Here is a 22,456-nt window from a genome sequence, read left to right on the forward strand (position 1 = left end):
ATGGGGATGGCGCGAAACAGTTGCCGAACCATCCTCGATTTGTGCGTGTTTCCAGGGTCTCAGGCGACAGTCGCGCTGCCGAAAAAGACTCCGAAAGCACGACACCAGATTACGACCGATTTTGCATCGGTAACATTGGCAGACGCCGGAATACGATAGATTTGCTCGCCACTGCTGCTCTTGAGTCGGCCAAGGTCGACATAGCCAGCCTGCCGGACAGCACGCCCGTTGCGGGGATTGCGCGCTTCGCTGAGCCACACGCGCAAGTCCGGGCCGCCGCGAACCTTGAAATTGCTCTTCAGCTTGACCCCGAGGCCGCCGCCTTTGAGCTTCACGATTTCCACATTGCCTGATGCGGGATGTGAACTGTCAGCGCCACGAAACTCGCCGGCAGAAGACGCTTCGGCAGCAACCGCTGCACTTGGCAGGCCAACAAATGCGAGCCCAAGAGTTGCCGTGCTGGCAGTCGTCGCCAGAAGAACTGGCGCAGCTATGGTACGGATAAGTTTCAGCATTTTTCCATCCTTTCGAGTATTCCGGTCGGCACGATGGCCCATGCCGGTCAGTTCGAAAGGGTTGGCTTTTTCGTTACACGCACCCTCTATCTGCAACGAATTTTCTGACAGCGGGTGCGCAGTTACGCCGCGCGCGATCCGTCGTGCGACATTTCGATCTGCAGGAACTTTGGTGCCGTCTTCGGCTGGTTTCCGTTGATCTGATTGATCGGGTAGTTGCCCGTGGGAAGCGCGGCCAGCGGCATGCCGGCTGCTGCCAACGCGTAAGGTGAGATCCTGTGACGCGTGCACAGACCATCTGCGCCATCGCTGATCAAGGGTGTTTCGAATTCGATGCCCTGTGCGGCTTCCTCAGAGCGCCTGACCACGCCAACTGCGAGCTGCCCGTCACCCAGATCGAGGACCAGACCTGTCCCGACTGGGACATCCAGCAGGCCTTCAATCCGCGCGCCCGTCTTGGAGAGGTTGCGAAGCACCACATCATACCTGTGGTCTTCGTGCACAGCCCCGATGCGGCGAAACACTGTCTTGCGATCCGACCGGTGTTTGGCAGGGCCGTTGGGCACATACTCAAGCTCGCCGGCTTCAAGTTTCGCGAGCACCTGATCCTGCGGCAGTGCCTTGGAATAGATCCAGCCCTGGATCAGGTCGGCACCGCGTTCCCTGACAAGCTCCAGCTCGTCCATTGCTTCGACGCCCTCGGCCACTGTCACCATGTCCAGCGCGCCGGCAAGGCTCACGATCGCAGTAATGATGGCCGCATTGTTATTGTCGTCTTCGGTCGCGCCGCGCACAAAACTCTGGTCGATCTTGATCTTGTCAAACGGGGCATTCTTCAAATAGCCGAGCGACGAATATCCAGTCCCGAAATCGTCCAGAGCCAGCCGCACGCCGAGCTTCTTCAGATCGCGAAACATCTCGTGCGTAGCGGTCGGATCGCCGATGAAGACACTTTCGGTCAACTCAAGCTCAAGCCGGCTGACATCCAAGCCCGAAGCATCGAGCGCATTCTGGACAATCTGCGGCAGTTCCGGATTGGCGAACTGGACCGCAGAAACGTTGATGGCCACGCCCAGGTCGCCGGGCCAACTTGCAGCGTCCTTGCATGCCTTGCGCAAGACCCACTCACCCAGCGCGCCGATTTGGTTCGTATCTTCGGCAACCGGGATGAAGTCAGCCGGACTGATCCAGCCCCGCTCAGGATGATTCCACCGGACCAGCGATTCGAAGCATTTGACCTTGCTGGTTTTCGCGCACACCAATGGCTGGTAGTGCATCTCAAGGCCCTGCTCCGTTACAAGAGCATCGCGCAGGTCTTCTTCAATCTGGCGCCTTAGCTTGGCACCGTCTTTCAGTTCGCTCGAATAGAAGCGATATTGGCCGCGTCCTCCGCCCTTGGCCGCGTAAAGGGCAAGGTCGGCCGCGCTCACAAGTTCTTCTGTCTCGATGCCATCGAAGGGTGCAATCGCTACACCGACGGAGGTACCAATGATCGCCCTGGTCCCATCTATGGAATAGGGCTGTGAAATCATCTGGATTACGCGGGACGCAAGTTCACCCAAGCGCCCACGATCTTCGATATCCGGCAGGATAATCTGGAACTCGTCTCCGCCGAGCCGCCCGATCTCACCCATTTCACCCACGATCCGACCGAGGCGTTGACCGACCTGCTTCAGCAGCTCGTCACCGGCAGGGTGCCCCAGCGTATCGTTGACCTGTTTGAACCGGTCGAGGTCCAGCATCATCAAGGCACAGGAACGCTTCGCGGCCTTATAGGCTATAAGCGTGGCCGTCAGACGTTTGGTCATGCGATGACGGTTGGCCAGGCCTGTCAGCGAGTCATACTGGGCCATGCGCCCGACTTCGCGTCGGCTCTCGCGAACCGAAGTAATGTCTTTCGCGCTGCCTCTGTAGCCGAGGAATTCGCCCTCGCTGTCGAACTGGGGCTTGCCGGAGATTGACCACCAGATCTCTTTGTCGTCCTGCGCGATCCGAACGGTCAAATCCGTGATCGTATTGCGGGCGCGAAGAAGGAACTGCAGTGGCCGTTGGGAGCCCTCGTCCTCGTCCCCATCATTATCCAGTACGAACAGCTTCGACAGCTGTTGCCCTACCAGCTTGTCGACATCCATGCCGAATTGAGCGGCAGCATTGTCCGACAAATAGACCAGCTCCGAGGCAGTATTTGTGGCCCAGAACCAACCCAGATCAGCGCTTTCGAAATCATCGAGCAAGGCAAGGCGACGCGGATCGGCTTTTCCAATCGGCGTCTGTCCCACCGATGGGCCGTTGTCCCCCGAAGAGGCCCCGCGTTTCGAAAAGAAGTCACCTATGGCCATGATATGCCGCGAAATCGCTCTCTATTTATACTTGACCGTGAAATTACTCGGTAGAACGTGATGAATTTCGATAGGATAACTTACCTACTATCAGGTTAACTTACATCGAGTTTCGGACCTGTTTCTTCAGCGCAAAGGTCGTATCTTCACCTGCAAGTTCGATTTTCCCGCTTTCAGACTTTGGCAGAGGTGTGGCGAATTCCATGCCCATCCGGTCTTCCTTGCTCCACCGTGCCGTCGCCGTAACGATCAGTTTCTCGGTAAGAGCAATCTGGAAAATGGTGCTGGCCGGTACATTCCACAACCCTTCAATCATGCAGCCCGTTGACGACAGATTACGCACGGTTGCGAGGTAATGCTGGCTGCCATGCTCCAGCACGACGCGACGCAAGACGGTCTGGCGCGGTGCACGGGTTGATTTCGGACCCTTGGCCACAGCCGTAAGGCCAGTACCCAGCAAACGGGTCGCTGCATCAGGCTGCAAAGGCTTTTCGTAAATATAGCCCTGGATATGGCTGCACCCATGCATTCGCACGAGGTCAAGCTCATCAAGGGTCTCGACACCTTCGGCGGTCGTATCCATGCCGAGCGCCTGGGCAAGACTGGTGATCGAAGCAATGATCGCACCGTTGCGGCTGCCGGGCTCGGTCGCACCGCGAACGAAGCTTTGGTCAATCTTGATCTTGTCAAAAGGTGCCGACTTCAAATAGCCGAGCGAGGAATAGCCTGTGCCGAAGTCATCAAGCGCCAGCCGCACGCCGATCCCCTTCAAGGCGGCGAACATCGCGTCCGTACCCTCATCATTGTTCAGGAACACGCTCTCTGTGATCTCGAGCTCAAGGCGTGACGGCGCAATGCCCGCTTCCGCAATGGCACTGGTAATAATCGCAGGCAGTTGCGGGTTGGAGAACTGGATGGGCGAGACATTTACGGCACAACGGATGTCGTCAGGCCATTCGGCAAGGTCCTTGCACGCAGTGCGCAGCGCCCATTCCCCGATGGGCTGGATCAGACCTGTGTCTTCGGCAATCGGAATGAACTTGCCGGGGCTGATGAAGCCCTTTTGCGGGTGCTTCCAGCGGAGCAGCGCTTCAAAGCCGGAGATCCGCTCTGTCGCGGTGTGGACGACTGGCTGGTAATGAAGTTGCAGCGATCCATCGGCAATTGCATCGCGCAAGTCTTGCTCAAGCAGGCTGCGCTCTTCTGCAGCGGAATGAAGATCGCTGGAATAGAAGTGGAAACGCCCCCGGCCACCGTCTTTTGCAGCGTACAGGGCAAGGTCCGAATTGCGGATAATGTCGTCACTGCTTTCGCCATTCTCCGGCGACATGGCAATGCCGATAGAGGCGCCGATAACAACACGCTGCCCCTCGATCGAGTATGGCTCTGACAGCGAATGGATGATCTCGCTCGCAAGCTGGCTTAGTTTCTTGCGCGCGATCCGGCCTGGCAGGATGACTTTGAATTCGTCTCCGCCCAGGCGACCAACGCGGCCCATCTTTCCAACAGTCCGCTCCAGCCGTTGCGAAACCTGTTTCAGCAAGGCGTCCCCGGCCGGATGCCCCAGCGTATCGTTGACATGCTTGAACCGGTCCAGGTCAAGCAGGAACACCGTACATTCACGGTTCGCTTCCTGCGGAGAGGACAGAATCTTCTCCAGCGTCTGAAGCATCTGGTGACGGTTAGCGAGACCGGTCAGGGAATCGAAATGGGCAAGGCGCGAAGCGTGTTCCTGGCTGCGACGCTTCTCGGTCAGATCCGTGCCTGATCCGCGAAACCCGCAGAAATTCTGGAAAGTGTCGAAGATCGGACGGCCACTGATAGACCACCAACGCTCATCCTCGGTTCGCGATGCGCGTACGGGCAGTTCCTGGAATGCAGAGCGCGCCGAAAGGTGGAACGCAATGGTACGTTCGCCTTCTTGATTGCCCTCGGCCAGATCGAACAACGCAGTGATAGGACGACCGACAAAGTCTTCTGCCTGGGCGCCAAGCTTTTCGGTCACCGCTTCGGAAATATATGTCAGCTGGCCGCGGCGGTCAGTTTCCCAGAACCAGCCTTGGCCAGTCTCTTCGTAGTCGCGCAGGATGTCGATGGCGCGGTTAAGTATCCGCGCGTCGGCCTGATGGCGTTCTGCGCGCCGGCGATCGATCACGATCTGATACCGTGTCAAGGCGATCAGCCCAACCGCGACCAAAGCCAGAGCGACAAAAGCGCTAACCTGGCCCGCTACCAATGCAAGCGGCGCCCAGGCCGCAGCCTTGCATCCGAACATGACCGTGGCGCGGCCGCTGAGCATCGATGCAGACAGAGCGTTGGCGCAAATCAATGTCGCGAGGCCAAACGCGATGTTCAATCCGCCATTGATCATCCAGTAAGCGATGCCAAAGCCGAACAATCCCGACGGTATTACCGATACGCAAAAAGCGAGTATCCAGGCCTTGGTCGGCTGGCCGGGAAGCGAGCGTTCCCACCGAGTAACCCAATAGGACACGCCGAAAATGACAGAGGCGGCCACCAAGGGGAAGAGGGTCAGTAGCGGCGGCAGGCTCAATTGCAGCAATGCACACGATACGCCGCCCAAGAGCGGCGAGAAAAGCATCATCCACCATGAGCTTGGCAGATTGTAGGCTTTAGCGGCGGCGCCGCGCTTGCGAGGGCGCGTGCGAGAGCCTCTTTCGGTGCTTGGATCGCGGCGATCGGGGGCTTTTCGACCGGTCTCGGCCGGCGCTTGATCCCGCGTGGAAACCGCGCGCAATTCTGGCTGCGCGTTCTCGCGCATTGCCTGTGTATCGGCCGATTTCTTTGTAGCCTGCCCGCCCATACGATCCCTATGGACCAGAAGCGGTTTAAAAAGGCTGAAGCGCATCCCTACTGAATTTGATTAACGACCCGACGGCGAGGTTCCTTCAAACCGGCATCTTTCAACGGATGCATCTTGCCACGCAGACTGTAGCACGGCATCGTCTGAGAAAGGGGGAGTGGCACGTCTATGCGTCATATCGCGATAATCGGTTCCGGACCGGCAGGGTATTACACCGCCGAGGCAGCGCAGAAGCACTGGGGGGACGACGCGAAGATCGACATCTTTGACATGCTTCCGGTGCCGTATGGATTGATCCGCACAGGCGTTGCCCCCGACCACCAGTCGATCAAGGGCGTTTCCCGCCGGTTTGAAAAGACCAATCTGAATGACAATGTCCGCTTTGTCGGCAATGTCACAGTGGGTGATGATGTCTCGATTGGCGACCTCCAGTCTCTCTACCACAGCGTCATTTTAGCGACGGGAGCGCCGCGTGATCGCGAACTCGGCCTGCCCGGTGAAGATCTGGCAAATGTCTTCGGCAGCGCAGCTTTTGTCGGCTGGTACAACGGCCACCCCCATTTCGCCGATCTCGCACCGGATCTGACTGGAAAGCATGCCGTGGTGATCGGAATGGGTAACGTCGCGCTTGATGTCGCCCGCATCCTTGCCAAGACACCGCGCGAATTCGCCGGTGCTGATATTGTCCAGCATGCTCTCGATGCACTCGAGGCCAGCAATATCGAGACCGTCACTATCATTGGCCGGCGAGGCCCCCACCAAATCATGATGACGCCCAAGGAATTGGGAGAATTGATGAATTTGGACCGGGCCAGTCCTTACGTCGACCCGAAGGATTTGCCGGACGAGGCCGATGACGCCATTTTGGAACCGGGACTGCGCAAATCGGTAACCCACCTGCGCAATTTCGCCGCGATACCGACCAATATTCATGGCGAAACCCCGATCACGATCGAGTTTGACATGTTTGCCAGCCCGACATCCTTTCACGGCGATGGCGGTGTGCATGAAGTCGAAGTGGAGGAGACGAAGGTCGAGGCCGGTCGAGCCATCGGCACCGGCAAGACCTATCGCATTCGCGCTGATCTGGTCGTTAGCTGCATCGGATACAGGACGTCACCCATTCCCGATGTGCCGTTTGATGACCGCATGGGGCGCTTTGCCAATGACGAAGGGCGCATTTTGCCCGGTCTGTATTGCGTCGGTTGGGCCCGAAGGGGACCTTCAGGCACTATCGGTACCAATCGCCCGGACGGCTATGCCATTATCGATCGGATCATCGAGGATTTCGAAAGTGGTGCGCTCGGTACAGCGCGTAAGAGTGGGCGCGAGGGCTTCGATGCAATGGCCACCGAGCGCGGGTTGGATATTGTGACGTTCCGCGACTGGAAGAAGATCGAGGAAGCAGAAGAAGCGGCCGCACGCGATGGCGCACCGCGTGAGAAATTTGTCGACGTTGCTAGCATGATTGCTGCCAAGGACTGAAAATTCGCCCCATTGCGGGCCTTCCCTACGCGTCATCTTGTAATCGATGTTCCATCCCCGCATGATCTGATGCAATAGAACGACATAACTGGCCCGCCGATAAGAGCGGGCAGCGAAAACGAGGATACCCATGGCCGTAGAGTTTGACGATGAAGCTGCCCAGCACACCAATGCGCTAGGCCCCCTGGTTGGCCTGACCCGCGAAGACATTTTCGGTGCCGTCGCCGTACTTCTGCGCGAAACTGCCTCTGACCCGGCCCGGATGGTACGCCATAGCCAGGCAATGGGCAGTGACATGATCAAGATCATGACCGGTCAGAGCGATCTGGCGCCTGAGGCCAAGGACAAGCGTTTTCGCGATCCGGCCTGGCAGTTCAATCCCTTCATGCGCGCAGGTATGCAGTATTACCTCGCGGTCCAGAAAGGCATGTCGAACTGGCTGGAAGAATTGGAACTGGATGACCTGGAAAAGGATCGCGCGCGCTTCATTTCCACGATCATTATCGATTCCATCGCGCCGACCAATACACTTGCGGGCAATCCCACGGCGCAGAAGCGCCTGATCGACAGTGGCGGTCTGAGCATCATTAAGGGGCTGAAAAACGCCTATACCGACATCACCGAGAACAAGGGGATGGTCAGCCAGGTCGACAAACGTCCGTTCGAGCTTGGCAAGAACGTCGCCACCTCCAAAGGTTCGGTCGTCCTGCGGACCGAAATGATGGAACTCGTCCACTATGCGCCCACCACCGACGAAGTGCACGAAATCCCGCAGCTGACAATTCCGCCGCAAATCAACAAGATGTATATCAACGACCTGTCTCCGGAAAAATCGGTCGTCAAATACCAGCTCGACAACGGGATCCAGACATTCGTCATTTCCTGGCGCAACCCGTCGAAGGAACAGGGTCATTGGGACATGGCAGATTACGTCTCCTCGTGCCGCGAGGCGATGGAGGCAGTCAGCGCCATTACCGGTTCGAAGAAAGTGAACGTCTCCGCTGGCTGTTCCGGTGGCCAGACTGCCGCGATGCTCGCATCGAAAATGGCGAGCGACAAGGACGACCTGCTGGGCGCACTCACCTTGATGGTGTGTGTGCTGCATCCCAAGCAGAACGATATCGAAGCCGGCTCCCTGATCAGTGAAAACGGCCTTGCCCTCGCCCGCCAGCGCGCGGCAAAGAAAGGCGTGATCGAAGGAGACAGCCTGGCCCGTGGCTTTGCGTGGCTGCGGCCCAATGATCTGATCTGGAACTACGTCATCAACAACTACCTGATGGGTGACGATCCACCCGCATTCGATGTCTTGTTCTGGAATGCGGACGCGACCAATCTTTCCGCCAGCCTGATGGGCGATTTCCTGACCGTGTTCGAAACATTGGCCTTCACCAAGAAGGGTGAAGTCGAAATGGTCGACCACAAGATCGACCTTTCCAAGGTCAAGAGCGACCTGTTCATCCTTGGCGGCGTGACCGACCACATCACGCCCTGGAAGGCGACCTATCGTTCGACCCAGCTATTCGGTTCGAAAGATGTGACGTATGTCCTGTCGCATTCCGGGCATATGCAAGCAATCCTCAACCCGCCGGGCAACCCCAAGGCGCGCTACTATCTCAACAAGGGCAAGAAACTGCCCAAGACCGCCGATGAATGGCAGCAAGGTGCCGAAGAAGTGGCCGGCAGCTGGTGGCCTTACTGGATGGAATGGGTGCAAAATCGCTCGGGCAAGACAAAACCAGCGCCCAAGGAGTTGGGGAATGCCGACTACAAACCGCTGGACCCGGCCCCCGGTCTGTACGTAGTGGAAGAAGTCTGAGCGGTTTCGCACTTGCGAAACGCCATCTGAAGGACCGACTTTGCCGAAGAAAAAGCAGGATATGACCGCCGAAATCACCATGGAAGAGGTCGGCGGTCGCACGCTGCGGGTCGCCCGTTGGCGACTGGATGAGCCTTCGGACCATCCCCCAGTGCTGTTCTTCAACGGCATCGGTGCCAATATCGAGGCTGTGGCCCCGCTGGCCGAAGAGCTGGACGATCGCGGTTTCATTATGTTTGACATGCCGGGAACGGGCGAAAGCCCCGATCCTACCATTCCTTACACGCCCTTCACGATGAGCTGGACGGCCGCCCAACTGCTGGGCCGGTTCGGACTGGATGAAGTGGACGTGATGGGCGTCAGCTGGGGTGGTGCCATGGCACAGCACTTTGCGCTGCAACACCCGGGCAAGACACGCAAGCTGGTCTTGGTCGCGACCACAGCCGGGATGCTGATGGTTCCGGGCAATCCGGCGTCCTTCACCAAAATGGCCAACCCGCGCCGCTATATCGACCCCGAATTCATGAACGAGCATTTCGCGACGCTCTATGGCGGGGTTGATGCAGACGGCGCAGCGCACCAGAAAGATAGCCACATCGGTCGGCTCAAGCCGCCCAGCCCGCGCGGCTACATGTATCAGTTGCTGTGCATGCTGGGCTGGACCAGCGCCCCTGTCCTGCCCTTCATGACCAAGGAAACGCTGATCATGATGGGCGATGACGACCAGATCGTTTTGCCGATCAACGGGAAGATGCTGAAGGCATTGATCCCGAATAGCCGCCTGCACATGGTCGAAGGTGGCGGGCACCTGTTTTTGCTCACCCATGCTGACGAGAGTATTGCCGAACTCCGCAATTTCCTCGACGCGCCAGAGGACGAGACGCGGCAAGCGGCCTAGACCGGACTCGCTGGACAGGCCCTCCGCAATGTGAGACCCCTCTTGGCGGAGAGGGCGAACGGCCAAGGTGGCAATCACCGCACCGCGCTCGCATTTTGGAGTTGCAGCGCCTGTGACGGTACCCACCCACACGCACCATGACGATGCGTTCAGCGATAGCTATCATCCTGAAAATTTGCCGCGCCCAACAAGCGGCGAAGGCGGTGCTCTCGACAAGACCGGATTTGCGTGGGCCGTGTTCGAATGGGCCCGTAATCCGTACTACATCCTCGTCGTCATCTACATTTTCGCGCCCTATTTCGCACGCGACATCATTGGGGCGGACTTCCTCGCAAGCGGCGCACTCAACGGGCTGGAGCCAGACGAGGCACTGAAGACAGCCAATGCGAAAGGCCAAGCGACCATCGCATCGGTGACAAAATGGGCAGGGTTCATTGCAGCGTTGACCGCACCGTTCCTGGGTGCCGCGCTGGATCGCGGTGGGAGGCTGAAGCCCATCCTCGCCGTATTTCTCGGTTCCATTACGATTTGCTCTGCCATGCTGTGGTTCGCGCAACCAGGCGGCGCCGGTCTGCCAGTGTGGGCGATCATGGCGTTGCTGGTGGTGGCCTATGTTAGCTACACCTATTCCGAGGTCACCCACAACGCGATGCTCTCTGTTGCTGGAGAGCCCAAGCGCCTCTCCATGATTTCCGGCCTCGGGCTTGGTCTCGGCAACCTTGCTGGCACGCTGATGTTCATCGCTATCGCGTTGCTCTTCGTGCTGCCGGGCCTGACAGAATGGCCCTTTGCCGAACCGCAATTTGGTTTTGACATGGCCGAGTTTGAACATGCCCGAATTGTCGGCCCGCTTTGCGCCGTATGGCTAGCGGCATTCTCGATACCCTTCTTCCTCAACTCCAAAGATCCCGGCGTCCCGGGTGCAAGCTGGTTCAAGGCGGTGAAGACGGGGACTCAAGCTGTTTTCACAACGCTTCGCGAGGCTGCGAAGTATCGCGAGTTGATGAAATATCTGATTGCACGGATGCTCTATGCGGATGGGATGACCGCCCTGCTCACGCTAGGTGCAGTGTATGTTGCGCTGTTTCTGGGCTGGGGATTCCTCGAAATGCTCAGCTACGCCATTTTCGCATCGGCCTGGGCCTTTCTGGGCGGCTTGTTCGGCGGTTGGCTCGACAGCAAGGTTGGCGTCAAACGTGCGTTGGTCATCGAAGTTGTCGTCATGGCACTGGTCTTTTCAGTGCAACTCTCGATCACGCAGGAAAGCCTGTTTTTCGGAGCCATTGAGAACTACCAGGTGTGGGACGGGCTCGTGTTCAAAACACTTTCCGACCTCACCTATTTGAGCCTCATCGCGGTTGTCGCAGTTACTGCAACGGCCAGCATTTCGTCCAGCCGGACCATGTTGGTCACGCTCGCGCCTCCTGGGCGCAGCGGGGAGTTTTTCGGCCTATATGCAATCGCGGGAACAATCACAGTGTGGATGGGCCCGTTGCTCGTACAATTCTTCACGACTGCGTTCAACGATCAGCGCATCGGAATGGCTTCGATTTCAGTCTTGTTCGCGGCGGGCCTCGCAGTCCTGATCTCTGTCAAAATGCCCAATTCCACCAGCTAGCTAACTGGCTGCAGGAAGCCAGTCGCTCAGGATCGCATTCACCTGTTCTGGTGCATCCTGCTGCACCCAATGCGAAACGTTCGGCAGCCGCTTCAGAGTCAGGTCAGACACCCACTCTTCGGTGCCCTCCGTGCAGTGGATGTTGAGAGCGACATCCTCTTCACCCCAGATCATCAGTGTTGGTATGTCGACGCGATAGTTGCCCAATTCTACCAGACCACGATGCTTCATGGCCGCACGGTAATAATTGACCATGGCCCGAGGCGCGCCCGGTTGCGCAGCGGCGGCGGCATAGACGGCCCGTTCCTCCGGTCCGAACCGCTCCGGATTGCAGCTGGTTTTGACGAACAATTCGCCAATGTTCTTTCCGTTGTTCGATCCCAGGCGTTTCTCCGGCAACCAGGGGAGTTGGAAAAAGAAGACGTACCAGCTCTTCCTGAGCTGCTCCCAACGCTTCAGCTCGCGCTCCAGCACCTTCGGGTGCGGCAGGTTCATGATCACCAGCCGTTCCAGCGGACGGATTTTTGCAATCGCGAAGGCCCAGGCAATGATACCACCCCAATCATGTGCAATCAGGGTGACTGACTTGGCGCCGCTCGCATCGATCAGCCCGGCAACATCCTGGGTCAAATGATCCATCCCGTAATCGCGAACGGCATGGGGCCGCGTGGTCTGGCCATAACCACGCATATTGGGCGCCCAGACACGATAACCCATCTCGGCCAGCAGCGGCATCTGGTTGCGCCAGCTGTAATGCAATTCGGGAAAACCATGCAGACATAGCGCAAGGTGGTCACTCTCGCCCGATGCCGGCTCCATTTGGGCAACCTCGAAAGTCAGCCCGTTGGCCTCCACAAACTCGATCGAAATCCCGCTTTCGGGTTCGGGTGACCAGCTACGTTGCCTATCCATCTCTCCAGCATAGCACCGCGCCAGCAGATATGATAATTGGGTTGCAAAGAAAGATTGAGAGGAGAGACTCATGCCCGCATTTGACTTGATCATCCGTGGCGGCACCATCGTTGATGGGACCGGAGAAGCCCGCTTTACCGGCGATGTCGCGATCAAGGATGGCCTGATTGCCCAAGTCGGCGAAGTGCGCGGCGATGCGGCGGAGGAAATGGACGCATCCGGCAAGATGATCACGCCCGGCTTTGTCGACATTCACACCCACTATGATGGCCAGGCCACATGGGACCAGGAAATGGCACCTTCGAGCTGGCACGGTGTGACGACTGTCGTGATGGGCAACTGCGGCGTGGGCTTTGCCCCTGCAAAACCCGAGCGCCACGAATGGCTGATCCAGTTGATGGAGGGGGTCGAGGATATTCCCGGCACCGCCCTGGCAGAAGGGATCACTTGGGAATGGGAGACTTTCCCTGAATATCTCGATGCGCTCGAAAAGATGCCGCGCACGGTCGATATCGGCACCCATGTCCCGCATGGCGCAGTGCGTGCCTATGTACTGGAAGACCGTGAGGAGCCTGGCGCCGTACCGACCGATGAAGACATTCAGCAAATGGCGCAAATCGTCGAAGACGGCGTGCGCGCGGGCGCGCTCGGATTCTCCACCAGTCGCACCGTATTGCACAAGGATGTGAACGGCGTGCTGGTGCCCGGCACCACCGCTACGGCAGAAGAGCTGGTCGAGCTGGGTCGGGCCATGGGCCGGGCCGGACACGGCGTCTTCGAAATGGCCAGCGATCTGCGGCGCGAATGGAACGAATTCGAATGGATGGGCAATCTGAGCCGCGAGACTGGCCTGCCCGTAACCTTTGCTGCCTTGCAAAGCATCGCCAAGGAACAGCCGCTCGACGAGCAAATTTCTAACATGCGGGCAGAGAATGACAATGGCGCCAACATCGTCGCCCAGATTGCCCTGCGCGGCAATGGCATCATCATGGCGTGGCAGGGGACAGTGAACCCCTTCGTCTTGCGCCCAAGCTGGCAGGCTATGGCCGAGCTGGACTGGGAGGAAAAGAAAGCCAAGCTGCTCGATCCTGCTTTCAAGGCGCAGCTGCTTTCGGAAGCTAATGACTATTCCGAAGTGGCGGAAGACACCAAGGAAGTGATCTTTGCGCTCACCAATGGCTGGGCACTGATGTTCGAGATGGACGACGATTTTGATTACGAGCCACCGCAGGATGCGACTGTGCAGGCACGCGGCGGCGCTGCGGGCATCGATCCGCAGGAATATGCTTACGACATGCTGTGCCGCGACGATGGCAAGGGCTTCATCTACTTCCCGATCCTGAATTATGCCGATGGCGACCTGGAATTCCTGCTGCCGCTCCAGCACAGCGACGACACGGTCAACTCGCTCAGCGATGGCGGCGCGCATTGCGGCACGATCTGTGATGCAGCGAGCCCTACCTTCATGCTTGAACACTGGGTCCGTGATCGCAAACGCGGTGACCGGATTACACTCGAGAATGCCATCAAGCGGCAATGCTGGGACACAGCCAAGCTCTATGGCCTTGAAGATCGCGGCATCCTGGCGCCGGGTTATCTCGCCGACCTCAACATCATCGACATGGATGCGATCAAGCTGGGCAAGCCCTGGCTTGCGTTCGATCTGCCGGCAGGCGGAAAACGCCTGCTCCAGAAGGCAGAAGGCTATGTCGCCACGATCAAGGGCGGTGAAGTAACTTTCCGTGACGGGAAATGGACCGGCGCGACACCGGGTGGCCTGATCCGTGGCCCCCAACGGGCGGAACTCGCTGAAGCCGCAGAATGAGCGCCTATTCTCCCCGTGAAGGAGACTGGGCCGTCATTACCGGAGCCGGTCGGGGGATCGGGCGTTTCCTGGCCGAGCACTTCGCGGTCAAAGGCATGCGTATTTGCGCCCTGGATATCGACGCATACGAGGCAGACCAAACGGCCCGCCTGATTGGCAATGAAAGTATCGGACGCGGATGCGACGTATCCGACCGGGCAGAGGTGATGGATGTCGCCGAGAAGCTCATCGCGATGGGCGTGAAACCTTCGCTATTGTGGATCAACGCGGGCGTGGGCAGCGCCGACACGATCGCAAGCGTCGAGCCGGGAATCCTTGAATGGGTGATGGGCGTAAACGTGATGGGGCCGGTGTGGACCGCGCAGGCATTTCTGCCCGCCATGCGCGCAGCTGACGGTCCCTGCCATGTTGCGGTTACTGCTTCATCGGCGTCTGTGGTTCCCGTCAAAGGCCCCTTCACGCTCTATTCCACAACGAAGCAGATGACCGCCGCGGTAGGCGAGGCGCTGGCCGCCGAACTGGCCGAAGATGATATCGGCGTTACGATCCTGTGCCCTGGCATCCTCAACACGCAGATCTGGAACGCGCGCCAGGCTCGGCCGGAACGATTTGGTGGCCCGCGTTCGGCCCCGGAAGAAGCTGGTGCCCATTGGCGGGCCCAACCCGGCCCCGAAGTGCTGGCGAAGGGGGTCGATGCGACACTGGCCAAGGGCGGCGGGTGGTGCATCATCCCGACCGAGGCGGATACCGGTCCGCTCATGCAAGACAGGCACAACGGCCAGCATGACGGTTTCTACAGCTATGCAATCCAGGAAGGCTAACTGACCATGAAGGCCATTCAAACGGGCGCGACGCCCTCTTCGCTAGAGACACTGCAGCTGGTCGACATCGACGATGCGACTGCCCCGGGAGCGGGGGAGATAACAGTGTCCTTGCAAGCAAGCTCGCTCAACTATCACGACTACGCCGTGGTCAAAGGAATGATCCCGGCGGCACAGGGCCGGATCCCGATGTCCGACGGTGCCGGTGAAGTCACCGCTATTGGCGCTGGCGTGACGGAATATGCGGTCGGCGACACAGTCGTGTCGACTTTCTTTCCCGACTGGATCGATGGCGAGCCGCCACAAAGCGCCTTTACCCGCGTACCGGGCGACGGGATCGACGGATACGCGCGTGACGCAATTACCGCTCCGACAACCTGGTTCACCAAAGCTCCCAAGGGCTATGATGCGGCACAAGCCTCCACCCTCACCTGCGCCGGTTTGACCGCGTGGCGCGCGCTCTTCGTCGACAATGCGATCAAGCCGGGTGATATCGTCTTGGTTCAGGGTTCCGGCGGGGTTTCGGTCTTCGCGCTGCAATTTGCGAAGATGGCTGGTGCCACAGTGATCGCGACCAGTTCTTCCGACGCCAAGCTTGAAAAACTGAAAGCTCTCGGCGCCGATCACCTGATCAATTACAGGGAAACCGAAGCCTGGGGGCCTGCGGCGCTGGGCATGACCGGCGGCCGCGGCGTGGATTGCGTCGTCGAAATCGGCGGCCCAGGCACGCTTGACCAGTCCATGCTCGCTACGCGTGTGGGTGGTCATATCGCTTTGATTGGCGTTCTGACGGGCTTTGCCGGACCGGTGCAAACGGCCTTGCTCATGAGCAAGAACCTGCGTGTGCAGGGGCTTACGGTGGGCAGTCGGGCACAACAACTCGATATGATTGCCGCCATTGAGGCCAATGGGATCGAGCCCGTTATCTCAGACCATTTTGCGCTGGCTGATCTTGCCGATGCTTTCCGCCATCAGGAAGCGAACAAGCATTTCGGCAAGATCTGCGTGGATATTTAACGCCAGCGCTTAAGCGGCAACTAAGGCTCGATAACGATCCCGACAGCTGGGTCCACCTTCCCGCCCAACATGGCAAGATAGGTCGAGCGTGCTGCATCAAGCCCAGCGTGCCGCTCGATCGCTACGGTGTCACCGACTGCGCTAAGAAAATAGTGCCAGCTTTCTGCAAGCTGCTTGCCCGCGCCTTCCGGACCCAATTCCTTGAACAGTGCCACGGCATGATCCGGGGCAAAGAACATGGTCGGCTTGGCGCCCGGCAGATCGGCAGCGCCGCCCATTCCTTCACCGCGTTCTTCAATGTGGGTTACGCCCACCAGGCAAGAATACTTCAGCGCATCGGCGAAGTGGGTGTGCAGGCTCGCGAGCAAGCCGGCATTGCCCGCGAAATCGACCGTTACGCTTGGCACAGTCTCCAACGAACCAACGGCATCATAAGCAAGGACCTGATCATACAGGCCGGTGCTCTCGACAAATGCAACATTGCCAGCCGAGGTAAGGCCGATCCGTTTCACACCTGGAGATCGCTGCTTGGCAACAGCTGCCAGCCCCATCGCCGTTTTGGAAGACGCACTGGTCAAGACGACTTGCTCCGCGCCGAACCAGCTTTCATTGCGCATGAAATATTCGATCAGGAAGCCGGTCTTGAACAACGGGCCAAAGATCATACGCTCACCTTCGCGCGCCGGATCATGCTCCGGATCATTGGCGAGGCGGGAATACTGGTTGTAGATCGGGCTCATCGGCTGGCGATGTTTGGCAGTATCTACAAACCCGCTCTTTGAGACATTGCCGGGCACAACATCCAGATGCGTCGCCATTGGCAAGTAGCCATAGACCCGCTCGCCCACGGCGATATCAGCGCAATTGCTATCGATCACCTTGGCATGACCCCACATCGGAACGATGCCGTGGCCATCCGGTGCCGGGAAGAAATTCCAGTATCCGAACCCGTCGCCTACCACGGCGTAGGTGATGTTGTTGGCTGTCACGGAGAAACTCTCGATCTCCAGCCGTGCGGCACCGTTTGCCAGAGCTGGCATGTCGAGATCAGCCATGTGCGTGGTCGCCAGCTCGTCTTTCTGGACATGGACGGCTTGGGCGGCAGCTTGGGTCATCGGGGGCTCTCCTGAAAAAGTGTTGGCCACATCCTAGCGCGCTGTGCCCCGCGATGCGAGCGGGTTCTCAGCCTTCGCTTTCCCAGCGGGTGGCCTGGATGCTGGGCTGCATAGCCGTAAACGCGATCCACGCTTTGAGGTGTTCGCACTGGGCAATTCCAGCCGCCCCATGCGGCGTCAGCTCGACCCCGCGCAAGATAACATAGAGCCAGATGTCAGCGAGCGTGAATCCGCCAGTCCAAGCCCCATCTTTGGCAATTTCCAGGTCGAGAAACTCCAGCGATTTGGCAATGTTGGGAAGATTGCGCGCGATCCGGTCCTCGTCCAGAGGCTGGCCAGCATAGCGATGCATGACAAACGGCATCACCAAGCCATGTTCGAACAACGGAAACAAATAACTATCGGCTACGGAGATCCAGCGATCCATCCCTGCTTGCATAACTGGATCATTCGACTGCAGCGCGCCTCCATTGTGCCGGTTGTCCAGATAGCGGGCGATCGAAACCGTTTCGTAGAGCTCCAGACCATCGACCTCGACCACCGGTACCTTGCCGAAGGGATGCCGGTTCTGGTCTGAATGCGCCGCTGTCGGGATTACCTCGTGGTCGAGCCCAGCCTCGTGCGAAACAACTTCGACAATCCGGACATAGGTAGAGATGACCGGTCCGAATATGCGGACGTCAGCCAAGTGCCTACTCGCCTGCTGGCTCTTCAGACTTTGCGGCTTCGGCCTCGCCTTGGGCCTTCTGCGCCTTCTCGAGCTCTATCAGAGCGGTACCGGCATCTGTCATCCGCGCACCCATAGCCGTCATCCGGCCACCGCAGGTCGGCCCAAGAGCTCCAAAATCAAGCATGCTCATTGTCTTGACCCGGTCAACCATAGCGGCCTTGAGATCACCCCCGCGGACGGCTTCCCACCGACCGATAAAGTAGGTCATGCCGGACATAATGCCTGTGCTCTCATCCGCCGTCAGATCTTCGGAGGAGTCCAAGACATAGGCCGCGAACAGCGCGCAATCGAGATCGTCTTCCGGTGTCGGGTTCTGGACGTCAGGACTTTGCGCAGTCGCCGGGAATGCGAGGGTACAGGCCGCCGCTATCGCCAAGAACGATCCGCGCTTCATCATACCCGCATCGGCATGAGGACGTAGAGCGCCGGACTGTTCTCGTCTTTACGGATCAAGGTCGGCGCGCCAGGATCTGCGAGATGGAGCTCCACCGTATCGCTGTCGATCTGGCTCAGGATATCCTTGAGATAGTTCGCGTTAAAACCGATCTCGAACCCTTCGGAGCTGTATTCACCCGCCAGTTCTTCCGATGCTGTGCCATTGTCAGGGCTGGTTACCGACAACGTTACCTTGTCAGTATCGAGGCCCATTTTCACTGCGCGCGTTTTCTCGGTCGCAATAGTTGCAACGCGGTCCACCCCTTGGAAGAAGCTCTTCGGGTCGACTTTCAGCAGCTTGTCATTTCCAGTCGGAATAACACGGCTGTAATCCGGGAAGGTGCCGTCGATCAGCTTGGAAGTCAGCACCGTGCCGCCTTCACCGCCCAGCGTGAAACGGATTTTACTGGCGGAGAGGTCGATCTGGACATTGCCGTCCATCGCCTCTTCCAGCAGCTTTCGCAGCTCTGCCACGGCTTTGCGCGGCACAATCACGTCCGGCATCCCATCGGCACCATCAGGACGTTTGAGGGTAAAGCGAGCGAGGCGATGGCCGTCAGTCGCAGCAGCCTTCAGAACCGGTTCGTCTTCGTCCGACACATGCAGGAAAATACCGTTGAGATAATAGCGTGTCTCTTCGGTGCTGATTGCGAAGCGGGTGCGATCAACCATTTCGGCCAGGGTCTTGGCCGGCAATTCGAACGATGTTGGCAGGTCCCCTTCCACGATAACCGGGAAATCATCCTTTGGCAGGGTCGGCAGCTGGAACCGGCTCCGGCCAGCTTTCACTGTCATCCGGTTATCGGCGGTTTCCAGGCTAACCTGGCTGCCATCGGGCAGCTTGCGGGCAATATCGAACAGCAAATGCGCCGAAACTGTCGAGGCACCCGCGGCCTCTACATTAGCAGCAGACATGGTTTCCACGACCTGCAGATCGAGATCGGTCGCCATCACCTTCACCGAACCGCCATCGCTGGCATCGATCAGAATGTTGGACAGGATCGGGATCGTATTGCGGCGTTCCACCACAGACTGGACGTGGGAGAGGCAACGGAGCAGCGTCGCGCGTTCGATAGTGGCCTTCATCGGTCCTTCTCTCGTCTCTTATGCGCCGCCCAGGGATGCAGATCACTCTGCCGGAATCGCCAGGAGCGCCGGGGATATGTGTCAAAGACCTTACCGCGCCTGCGAAAGCGGGCAAGGAGTAAGCGCCAAGGCCACGGATTCCTTGGGGATAACCGGCACGATTTGACCGGAATCGGCGTCACCTATTGGTGATCACGCACTTACCATCGCCATGCCGCCATTCACATGCAGAGTCTGCCCTGTGACATAGCCGGCTTCCTGGCTCGCAAGATAGGCGACCGCCGCGCCGATATCAGTGCCCTCACCCATCTTGGCCATCGGAATACGGGCATTGATGGTGGCTTTCTGATCATCCGTCAGCTGCTCGGTCATAGCCGTGCGAATGAATCCGGGAGCCACGCAGTTGACCGTGATCCCCCGGCTGGCCAATTCCTGTGCCAGCGCCTTGGACATGCCGGTCAGCCCGGCTTTGGACGCAACATAGTTCATCTGGCCCGGATTGCCGGTCGCGCCGACGACGCTGGTTATCGAGATGATCCGGCCAAACCTGGCCTTCATCATAGGCCGCGCGGCGGCACGCATCAGGCGGAAAGAGGACTCCAGATTGATCTTCATCACCTGGTCCCATTCCTCGTCCTTCATCCGCATCGCGAGATTGTCCCGCGTGACACCCGCATTGTTGACGAGAATATCCATCCTGCCGAGCGAATCGATGGTCGCTGGAATCAGTTCCTCGACCTGGGTCGTATCGGAAAGATTGCAGGTAATCTCGACGTGGTCGTGACCAAACTCAGCGTTAAGCTCTTCGCGAAAAGCGCGCAGCTTGTCTCCATTGGAGCCTGACAGCGCCAAGCGGGCACCTTGCGCGGCAAGCGAACGGGCAATCGAGGATCCGATCCCGCCACTCGCTCCGGTCACAAGTGCGGTCATTCCTTCAAGCGAGAACATCAGATTATCTCCGTCAAAATTCGTGCAGTGCCTCTCGCCTTAGCGAACCGATTGGTCAATCCTCGATGGGCTGCTCTGCCGCCTTTGGCGCGAAATTTACGCGCCGGCGCTCCTTGATTTTACCGCCGACCAGAACTCCTTCGACCAGCTCGTATCCGAGGAGCGCAATGATGCGCTCTCCCAGAAATATCGGGCGTGAATTTCCATACCAATCGGTGCAGGAAGCCTCGCAGCCATCTTCGTCTGCACTATCGACGGCATATTCGCTGCCCTGGCTATCTTTTGCCACCCGGTCTTCATCGATCGGGTCACGGGGGACCGAATAAAGATTGCCCGCCGGCGAAAACTTGCGAGCATCGCGGCGCAAGTAGAAGATCGAGGAAGCCTCGCCCAGGAACTCGCCTCCATCGTCATTCACATCACTGACAACGGGCAGGGCCAAAGTGCCGCTGGTGCCCGACTTATCGCCAGGATTGGACCGAAAATAGAACGCCTGACTGCGGTTCTCGCCTTCATCGGCATTGGGTAGGAAATAGGTATCAAGCCGTTCTGCCGTGAGCAGTTGATGATCCAGCCCTATGGCAGAAAAGCCCAGCGCATCATTTGGACCAGGACCGATGACCACGGGATCGATGCCCATCTTGTCTATCCGGGTGACACCATGATCGAGGCGCACTTTCTGGACCCAGCGGGCATCCAGTGGCGTTACGAAGACCCCAGGAGACTGCTCCTCGTCACCGTAGTCTCCGCCACCATAGAGCAGGAAGCGTCCAACATACCGGTTCAGGACGCGGTACCCATCCACCGGCGCAAGTTCGCGGTAGGCACCTGGTTGGGCCTGCGCCGATCCATCACCAAAGTCATCAAGATCAAGTGCCAGCAACGCCAGCGGACCGTCGACATATTCACTGGCCCACATCGGGCCGTTCGCTCCATCTTCTTCGACCATCACGAACAGCTTGTTTTCCTCGCCATCCTGCAAAAAAGAAAACTGGTCGATTGGCGCCCCGGAGACACCAATAGCCTTAATGTCACCATGGTCAGGAATCACGTAGAGCATGCTCGGATTGTCACGGTCCCGGCGTCGCGTTCGCCAATCATTCGGCGCTTGTGTCCAGACATACACAGCATCACGGGTGATGTAGAATTCGCGTGAATTTCCACCCACTACTGCGCGCGTCTCACAGTCGAAATCGTCAGATGCGGCATTGCAGCGGGTTACTGCGTGGAGGATGGATGCTGCGGGCTGGAACTCCTTCAAATACCGGGCAGCGATACCAAGGCGATCTGCCCCTCCAGGATCGGCCACAGCCTTCGTCGTGCCGTCAGCCATCCGCTTGCGGATTGCAGGAAGTCCGTCGCGCCAATCACTGGCGGACACTGGGACTGGCGCATAGAACACCAATTCTTCGCCGATCAGTCGGGACGCGTAATTACGCGACGAGTAGTAGTCTGACGAGCCAATATAGTGCGTGTCCCGGTAGCTCAATGAGCCATCCTCAGCCATGGTAAACCGGCTGATTTCGGTGCCATCCTCTCCATAAGAATAACCGATTGACAGGATCGTGCTTCCAGTCACCAACAGCTCGTCATACCAAGTATCATCAGGGTTTCTGTCACCGGGCGGGAACACGTCGATCGCATCAACGGGATCGAGGTTCTTATCGCCATGGCGAATGGTGAAGATGCGTCCACGACGCAAAACGATCAGATAGTCGCCGCTGGCTTTGACGATCCCGCCTTCGTCAACGCCAATTTCCTGCACATTGGTGATCGTAGGGGCGGCAGGAATCATCGTAGCTGTGACGATAATCTCTTGTTCGTAGTCGGGGTCCTTGTCGGCCTCGCGCCGCGCATCTTCTTTCTTCAATTCGGCAAAATACCGGTCAACCTGCGCGTCGCTGGTGAACATCGGCACGCCGCTATCCGGACCTGCAGATTGTGGCAGAGTTGCGCAGCCCCCCAGCAGTATAGCAGAGACCAGAACAGCGAAGATTATGCGCATCGAAGTTCCCTCTCCAAGCAAGCCACCGCCAGACTATGCGGATTGGGCCCAAAGGGAAAGCGCCCCG

The 22,456-nt window shown here is 58.5% G+C and carries 17 protein-coding genes; 7 read left to right on the top strand and 10 right to left on the bottom strand.

Annotated features, from left to right (window positions below; genetic code table 11):
• Window positions 1-59 precede the first annotated feature (59 nt).
• The 3 genes from ABD653_RS03610 to ABD653_RS03620 form a co-directional block, all read right to left on the bottom strand.
• Window positions 60-515: a DM13 domain-containing protein gene (locus ABD653_RS03610; protein ID WP_160779903.1), complete on the bottom strand. Its 456-nt coding sequence runs from the start codon at window positions 513-515 to the stop codon at window positions 60-62.
• A 122-nt stretch (window positions 516-637) separates the two neighbouring features.
• Window positions 638-2,854, bottom strand: a complete 2,217-nt coding sequence (locus tag ABD653_RS03615; RefSeq protein WP_160779904.1) for a putative bifunctional diguanylate cyclase/phosphodiesterase — start codon at window positions 2,852-2,854, stop codon at window positions 638-640.
• 100 nt (window positions 2,855-2,954) lie between these two features.
• A complete protein-coding gene (locus ABD653_RS03620; RefSeq protein ID WP_234032200.1) occupies window positions 2,955-5,459 on the bottom strand; it encodes an EAL domain-containing protein in 2,505 nt (834 codons plus the stop codon).
• A 387-nt stretch (window positions 5,460-5,846) separates the two neighbouring features.
• Between ABD653_RS03620 and ABD653_RS03625 the strand changes: the two genes are divergently transcribed.
• The 4 genes from ABD653_RS03625 (at window position 5,847) to ABD653_RS03640 (ending at window position 11,495) form a co-directional block, all read left to right on the top strand.
• Complete coding sequence (locus ABD653_RS03625; protein ID WP_160779905.1) at window positions 5,847-7,163, top strand: FAD-dependent oxidoreductase; 1,317 nt, start codon at window positions 5,847-5,849, stop codon at window positions 7,161-7,163.
• Between the two features lie 130 nt (window positions 7,164-7,293).
• Entirely contained in the window at window positions 7,294-8,979 is a 1,686-nt protein-coding gene (locus ABD653_RS03630) for a PHA/PHB synthase family protein (RefSeq protein ID WP_160779906.1), read from the top strand.
• A gap of 40 nt (window positions 8,980-9,019) precedes the next feature.
• The gene (locus ABD653_RS03635) at window positions 9,020-9,877 is read left to right on the top strand and encodes an alpha/beta fold hydrolase (protein ID WP_344705273.1); all 858 of its coding nucleotides are present in this window, start codon (window positions 9,020-9,022) and stop codon (window positions 9,875-9,877) included.
• A gap of 112 nt (window positions 9,878-9,989) precedes the next feature.
• Window positions 9,990-11,495, top strand: a complete 1,506-nt coding sequence (locus ABD653_RS03640) for an MFS transporter (protein ID WP_325065406.1) — start codon at window positions 9,990-9,992, stop codon at window positions 11,493-11,495.
• Here the strand turns inward: ABD653_RS03640 and ABD653_RS03645 are convergent, their stop codons facing one another.
• A complete protein-coding gene (locus ABD653_RS03645) occupies window positions 11,496-12,407 on the bottom strand; it encodes an alpha/beta fold hydrolase (RefSeq protein WP_160779907.1) in 912 nt (303 codons plus the stop codon).
• A 70-nt stretch (window positions 12,408-12,477) separates the two neighbouring features.
• Here ABD653_RS03645 and ABD653_RS03650 point away from each other — a divergent pair, with 70 nt between their 5' ends.
• Genes ABD653_RS03650 through ABD653_RS03660 form a run of 3 tightly spaced genes read left to right on the top strand, consistent with a single transcriptional unit; the run spans window position 12,478 to window position 16,070 of the window.
• Entirely contained in the window at window positions 12,478-14,232 is a 1,755-nt protein-coding gene (locus tag ABD653_RS03650; RefSeq protein WP_160779908.1) for an N-acyl-D-amino-acid deacylase family protein, read from the top strand.
• Window positions 14,229-15,053 (top strand): SDR family NAD(P)-dependent oxidoreductase, encoded by an 825-nt coding sequence (locus ABD653_RS03655; RefSeq protein ID WP_160779909.1) that lies wholly within the window; start codon window positions 14,229-14,231, stop codon window positions 15,051-15,053. The genes ABD653_RS03650 and ABD653_RS03655 overlap by 4 nt, the downstream gene beginning before the upstream one ends.
• A gap of 6 nt (window positions 15,054-15,059) precedes the next feature.
• Entirely contained in the window at window positions 15,060-16,070 is a 1,011-nt protein-coding gene (locus ABD653_RS03660; RefSeq protein ID WP_160779910.1) for a zinc-dependent alcohol dehydrogenase family protein, read from the top strand.
• A 20-nt stretch (window positions 16,071-16,090) separates the two neighbouring features.
• On the opposite strand, the gene ABD653_RS03665 is transcribed toward ABD653_RS03660, so the two are convergent.
• From ABD653_RS03665 to ABD653_RS03690, 6 genes are all read right to left on the bottom strand, one after another.
• Window positions 16,091-17,185, bottom strand: coding sequence for a DUF2855 family protein (locus ABD653_RS03665; RefSeq protein WP_160779911.1), 1,095 nt, complete (start codon window positions 17,183-17,185; stop codon window positions 16,091-16,093).
• Between the two features lie 67 nt (window positions 17,186-17,252).
• On the bottom strand, window positions 17,253-17,873 hold the full coding sequence (locus tag ABD653_RS03670) for a glutathione S-transferase family protein (RefSeq protein WP_160779912.1): 621 nt from the start codon (window positions 17,871-17,873) through the stop codon (window positions 17,253-17,255).
• 4 nt (window positions 17,874-17,877) lie between these two features.
• The gene (locus ABD653_RS03675; RefSeq protein WP_344705276.1) at window positions 17,878-18,291 is read right to left on the bottom strand and encodes a hypothetical protein; all 414 of its coding nucleotides are present in this window, start codon (window positions 18,289-18,291) and stop codon (window positions 17,878-17,880) included.
• A gap of 17 nt (window positions 18,292-18,308) precedes the next feature.
• Window positions 18,309-19,436, bottom strand: coding sequence for a DNA polymerase III subunit beta (dnaN, locus tag ABD653_RS03680; RefSeq protein WP_160779914.1), 1,128 nt, complete (start codon window positions 19,434-19,436; stop codon window positions 18,309-18,311).
• Window positions 19,437-19,628: 192 nt separating this feature from the next.
• Complete coding sequence (fabG, locus tag ABD653_RS03685; RefSeq protein ID WP_160779915.1) at window positions 19,629-20,384, bottom strand: 3-oxoacyl-[acyl-carrier-protein] reductase; 756 nt, start codon at window positions 20,382-20,384, stop codon at window positions 19,629-19,631.
• A 55-nt stretch (window positions 20,385-20,439) separates the two neighbouring features.
• The gene (locus tag ABD653_RS03690; RefSeq protein WP_160779916.1) at window positions 20,440-22,389 is read right to left on the bottom strand and encodes a beta-propeller domain-containing protein; all 1,950 of its coding nucleotides are present in this window, start codon (window positions 22,387-22,389) and stop codon (window positions 20,440-20,442) included.
• Window positions 22,390-22,456 lie beyond the last annotated feature (67 nt).

Origin of the sequence: Parerythrobacter jejuensis (genome assembly GCF_039536765.1) — a bacterium.
In the GTDB taxonomy this organism is placed as follows: Bacteria; Pseudomonadota; Alphaproteobacteria; order Sphingomonadales; family Sphingomonadaceae; genus Parerythrobacter; species Parerythrobacter jejuensis.

What these genes read in the sequence shown, in the direction of transcription:
- ABD653_RS03665 (WP_160779911.1), bottom strand. Translation starts at nt 17,185, where the DNA reads ATGACCCAAGCTGCCGCCCAAGCCGTCCATGTCCAGAAAGACGAGCTG.
- ABD653_RS03615 (WP_160779904.1), bottom strand. Translation starts at nt 2,854, where the DNA reads ATGGCCATAGGTGACTTCTTTTCGAAACGCGGGGCCTCTTCGGGGGAC.
- ABD653_RS03610 (WP_160779903.1), bottom strand. Translation starts at nt 515, where the DNA reads ATGCTGAAACTTATCCGTACCATAGCTGCGCCAGTTCTTCTGGCGACG.
- ABD653_RS03645 (WP_160779907.1), bottom strand. Translation starts at nt 12,407, where the DNA reads ATGGATAGGCAACGTAGCTGGTCACCCGAACCCGAAAGCGGGATTTCG.
- ABD653_RS03620 (WP_234032200.1), bottom strand. Translation starts at nt 5,459, where the DNA reads ATGATGCTTTTCTCGCCGCTCTTGGGCGGCGTATCGTGTGCATTGCTG.
- dnaN (WP_160779914.1), bottom strand. Translation starts at nt 19,436, where the DNA reads ATGAAGGCCACTATCGAACGCGCGACGCTGCTCCGTTGCCTCTCCCAC.
- ABD653_RS03630 (WP_160779906.1), top strand. Translation starts at nt 7,294, where the DNA reads ATGGCCGTAGAGTTTGACGATGAAGCTGCCCAGCACACCAATGCGCTA.
- fabG (WP_160779915.1), bottom strand. Translation starts at nt 20,384, where the DNA reads ATGTTCTCGCTTGAAGGAATGACCGCACTTGTGACCGGAGCGAGTGGC.
- ABD653_RS03625 (WP_160779905.1), top strand. Translation starts at nt 5,847, where the DNA reads ATGCGTCATATCGCGATAATCGGTTCCGGACCGGCAGGGTATTACACC.
- ABD653_RS03650 (WP_160779908.1), top strand. Translation starts at nt 12,478, where the DNA reads ATGCCCGCATTTGACTTGATCATCCGTGGCGGCACCATCGTTGATGGG.
- ABD653_RS03655 (WP_160779909.1), top strand. Translation starts at nt 14,229, where the DNA reads ATGAGCGCCTATTCTCCCCGTGAAGGAGACTGGGCCGTCATTACCGGA.
- ABD653_RS03690 (WP_160779916.1), bottom strand. Translation starts at nt 22,389, where the DNA reads ATGCGCATAATCTTCGCTGTTCTGGTCTCTGCTATACTGCTGGGGGGC.
- ABD653_RS03660 (WP_160779910.1), top strand. Translation starts at nt 15,060, where the DNA reads ATGAAGGCCATTCAAACGGGCGCGACGCCCTCTTCGCTAGAGACACTG.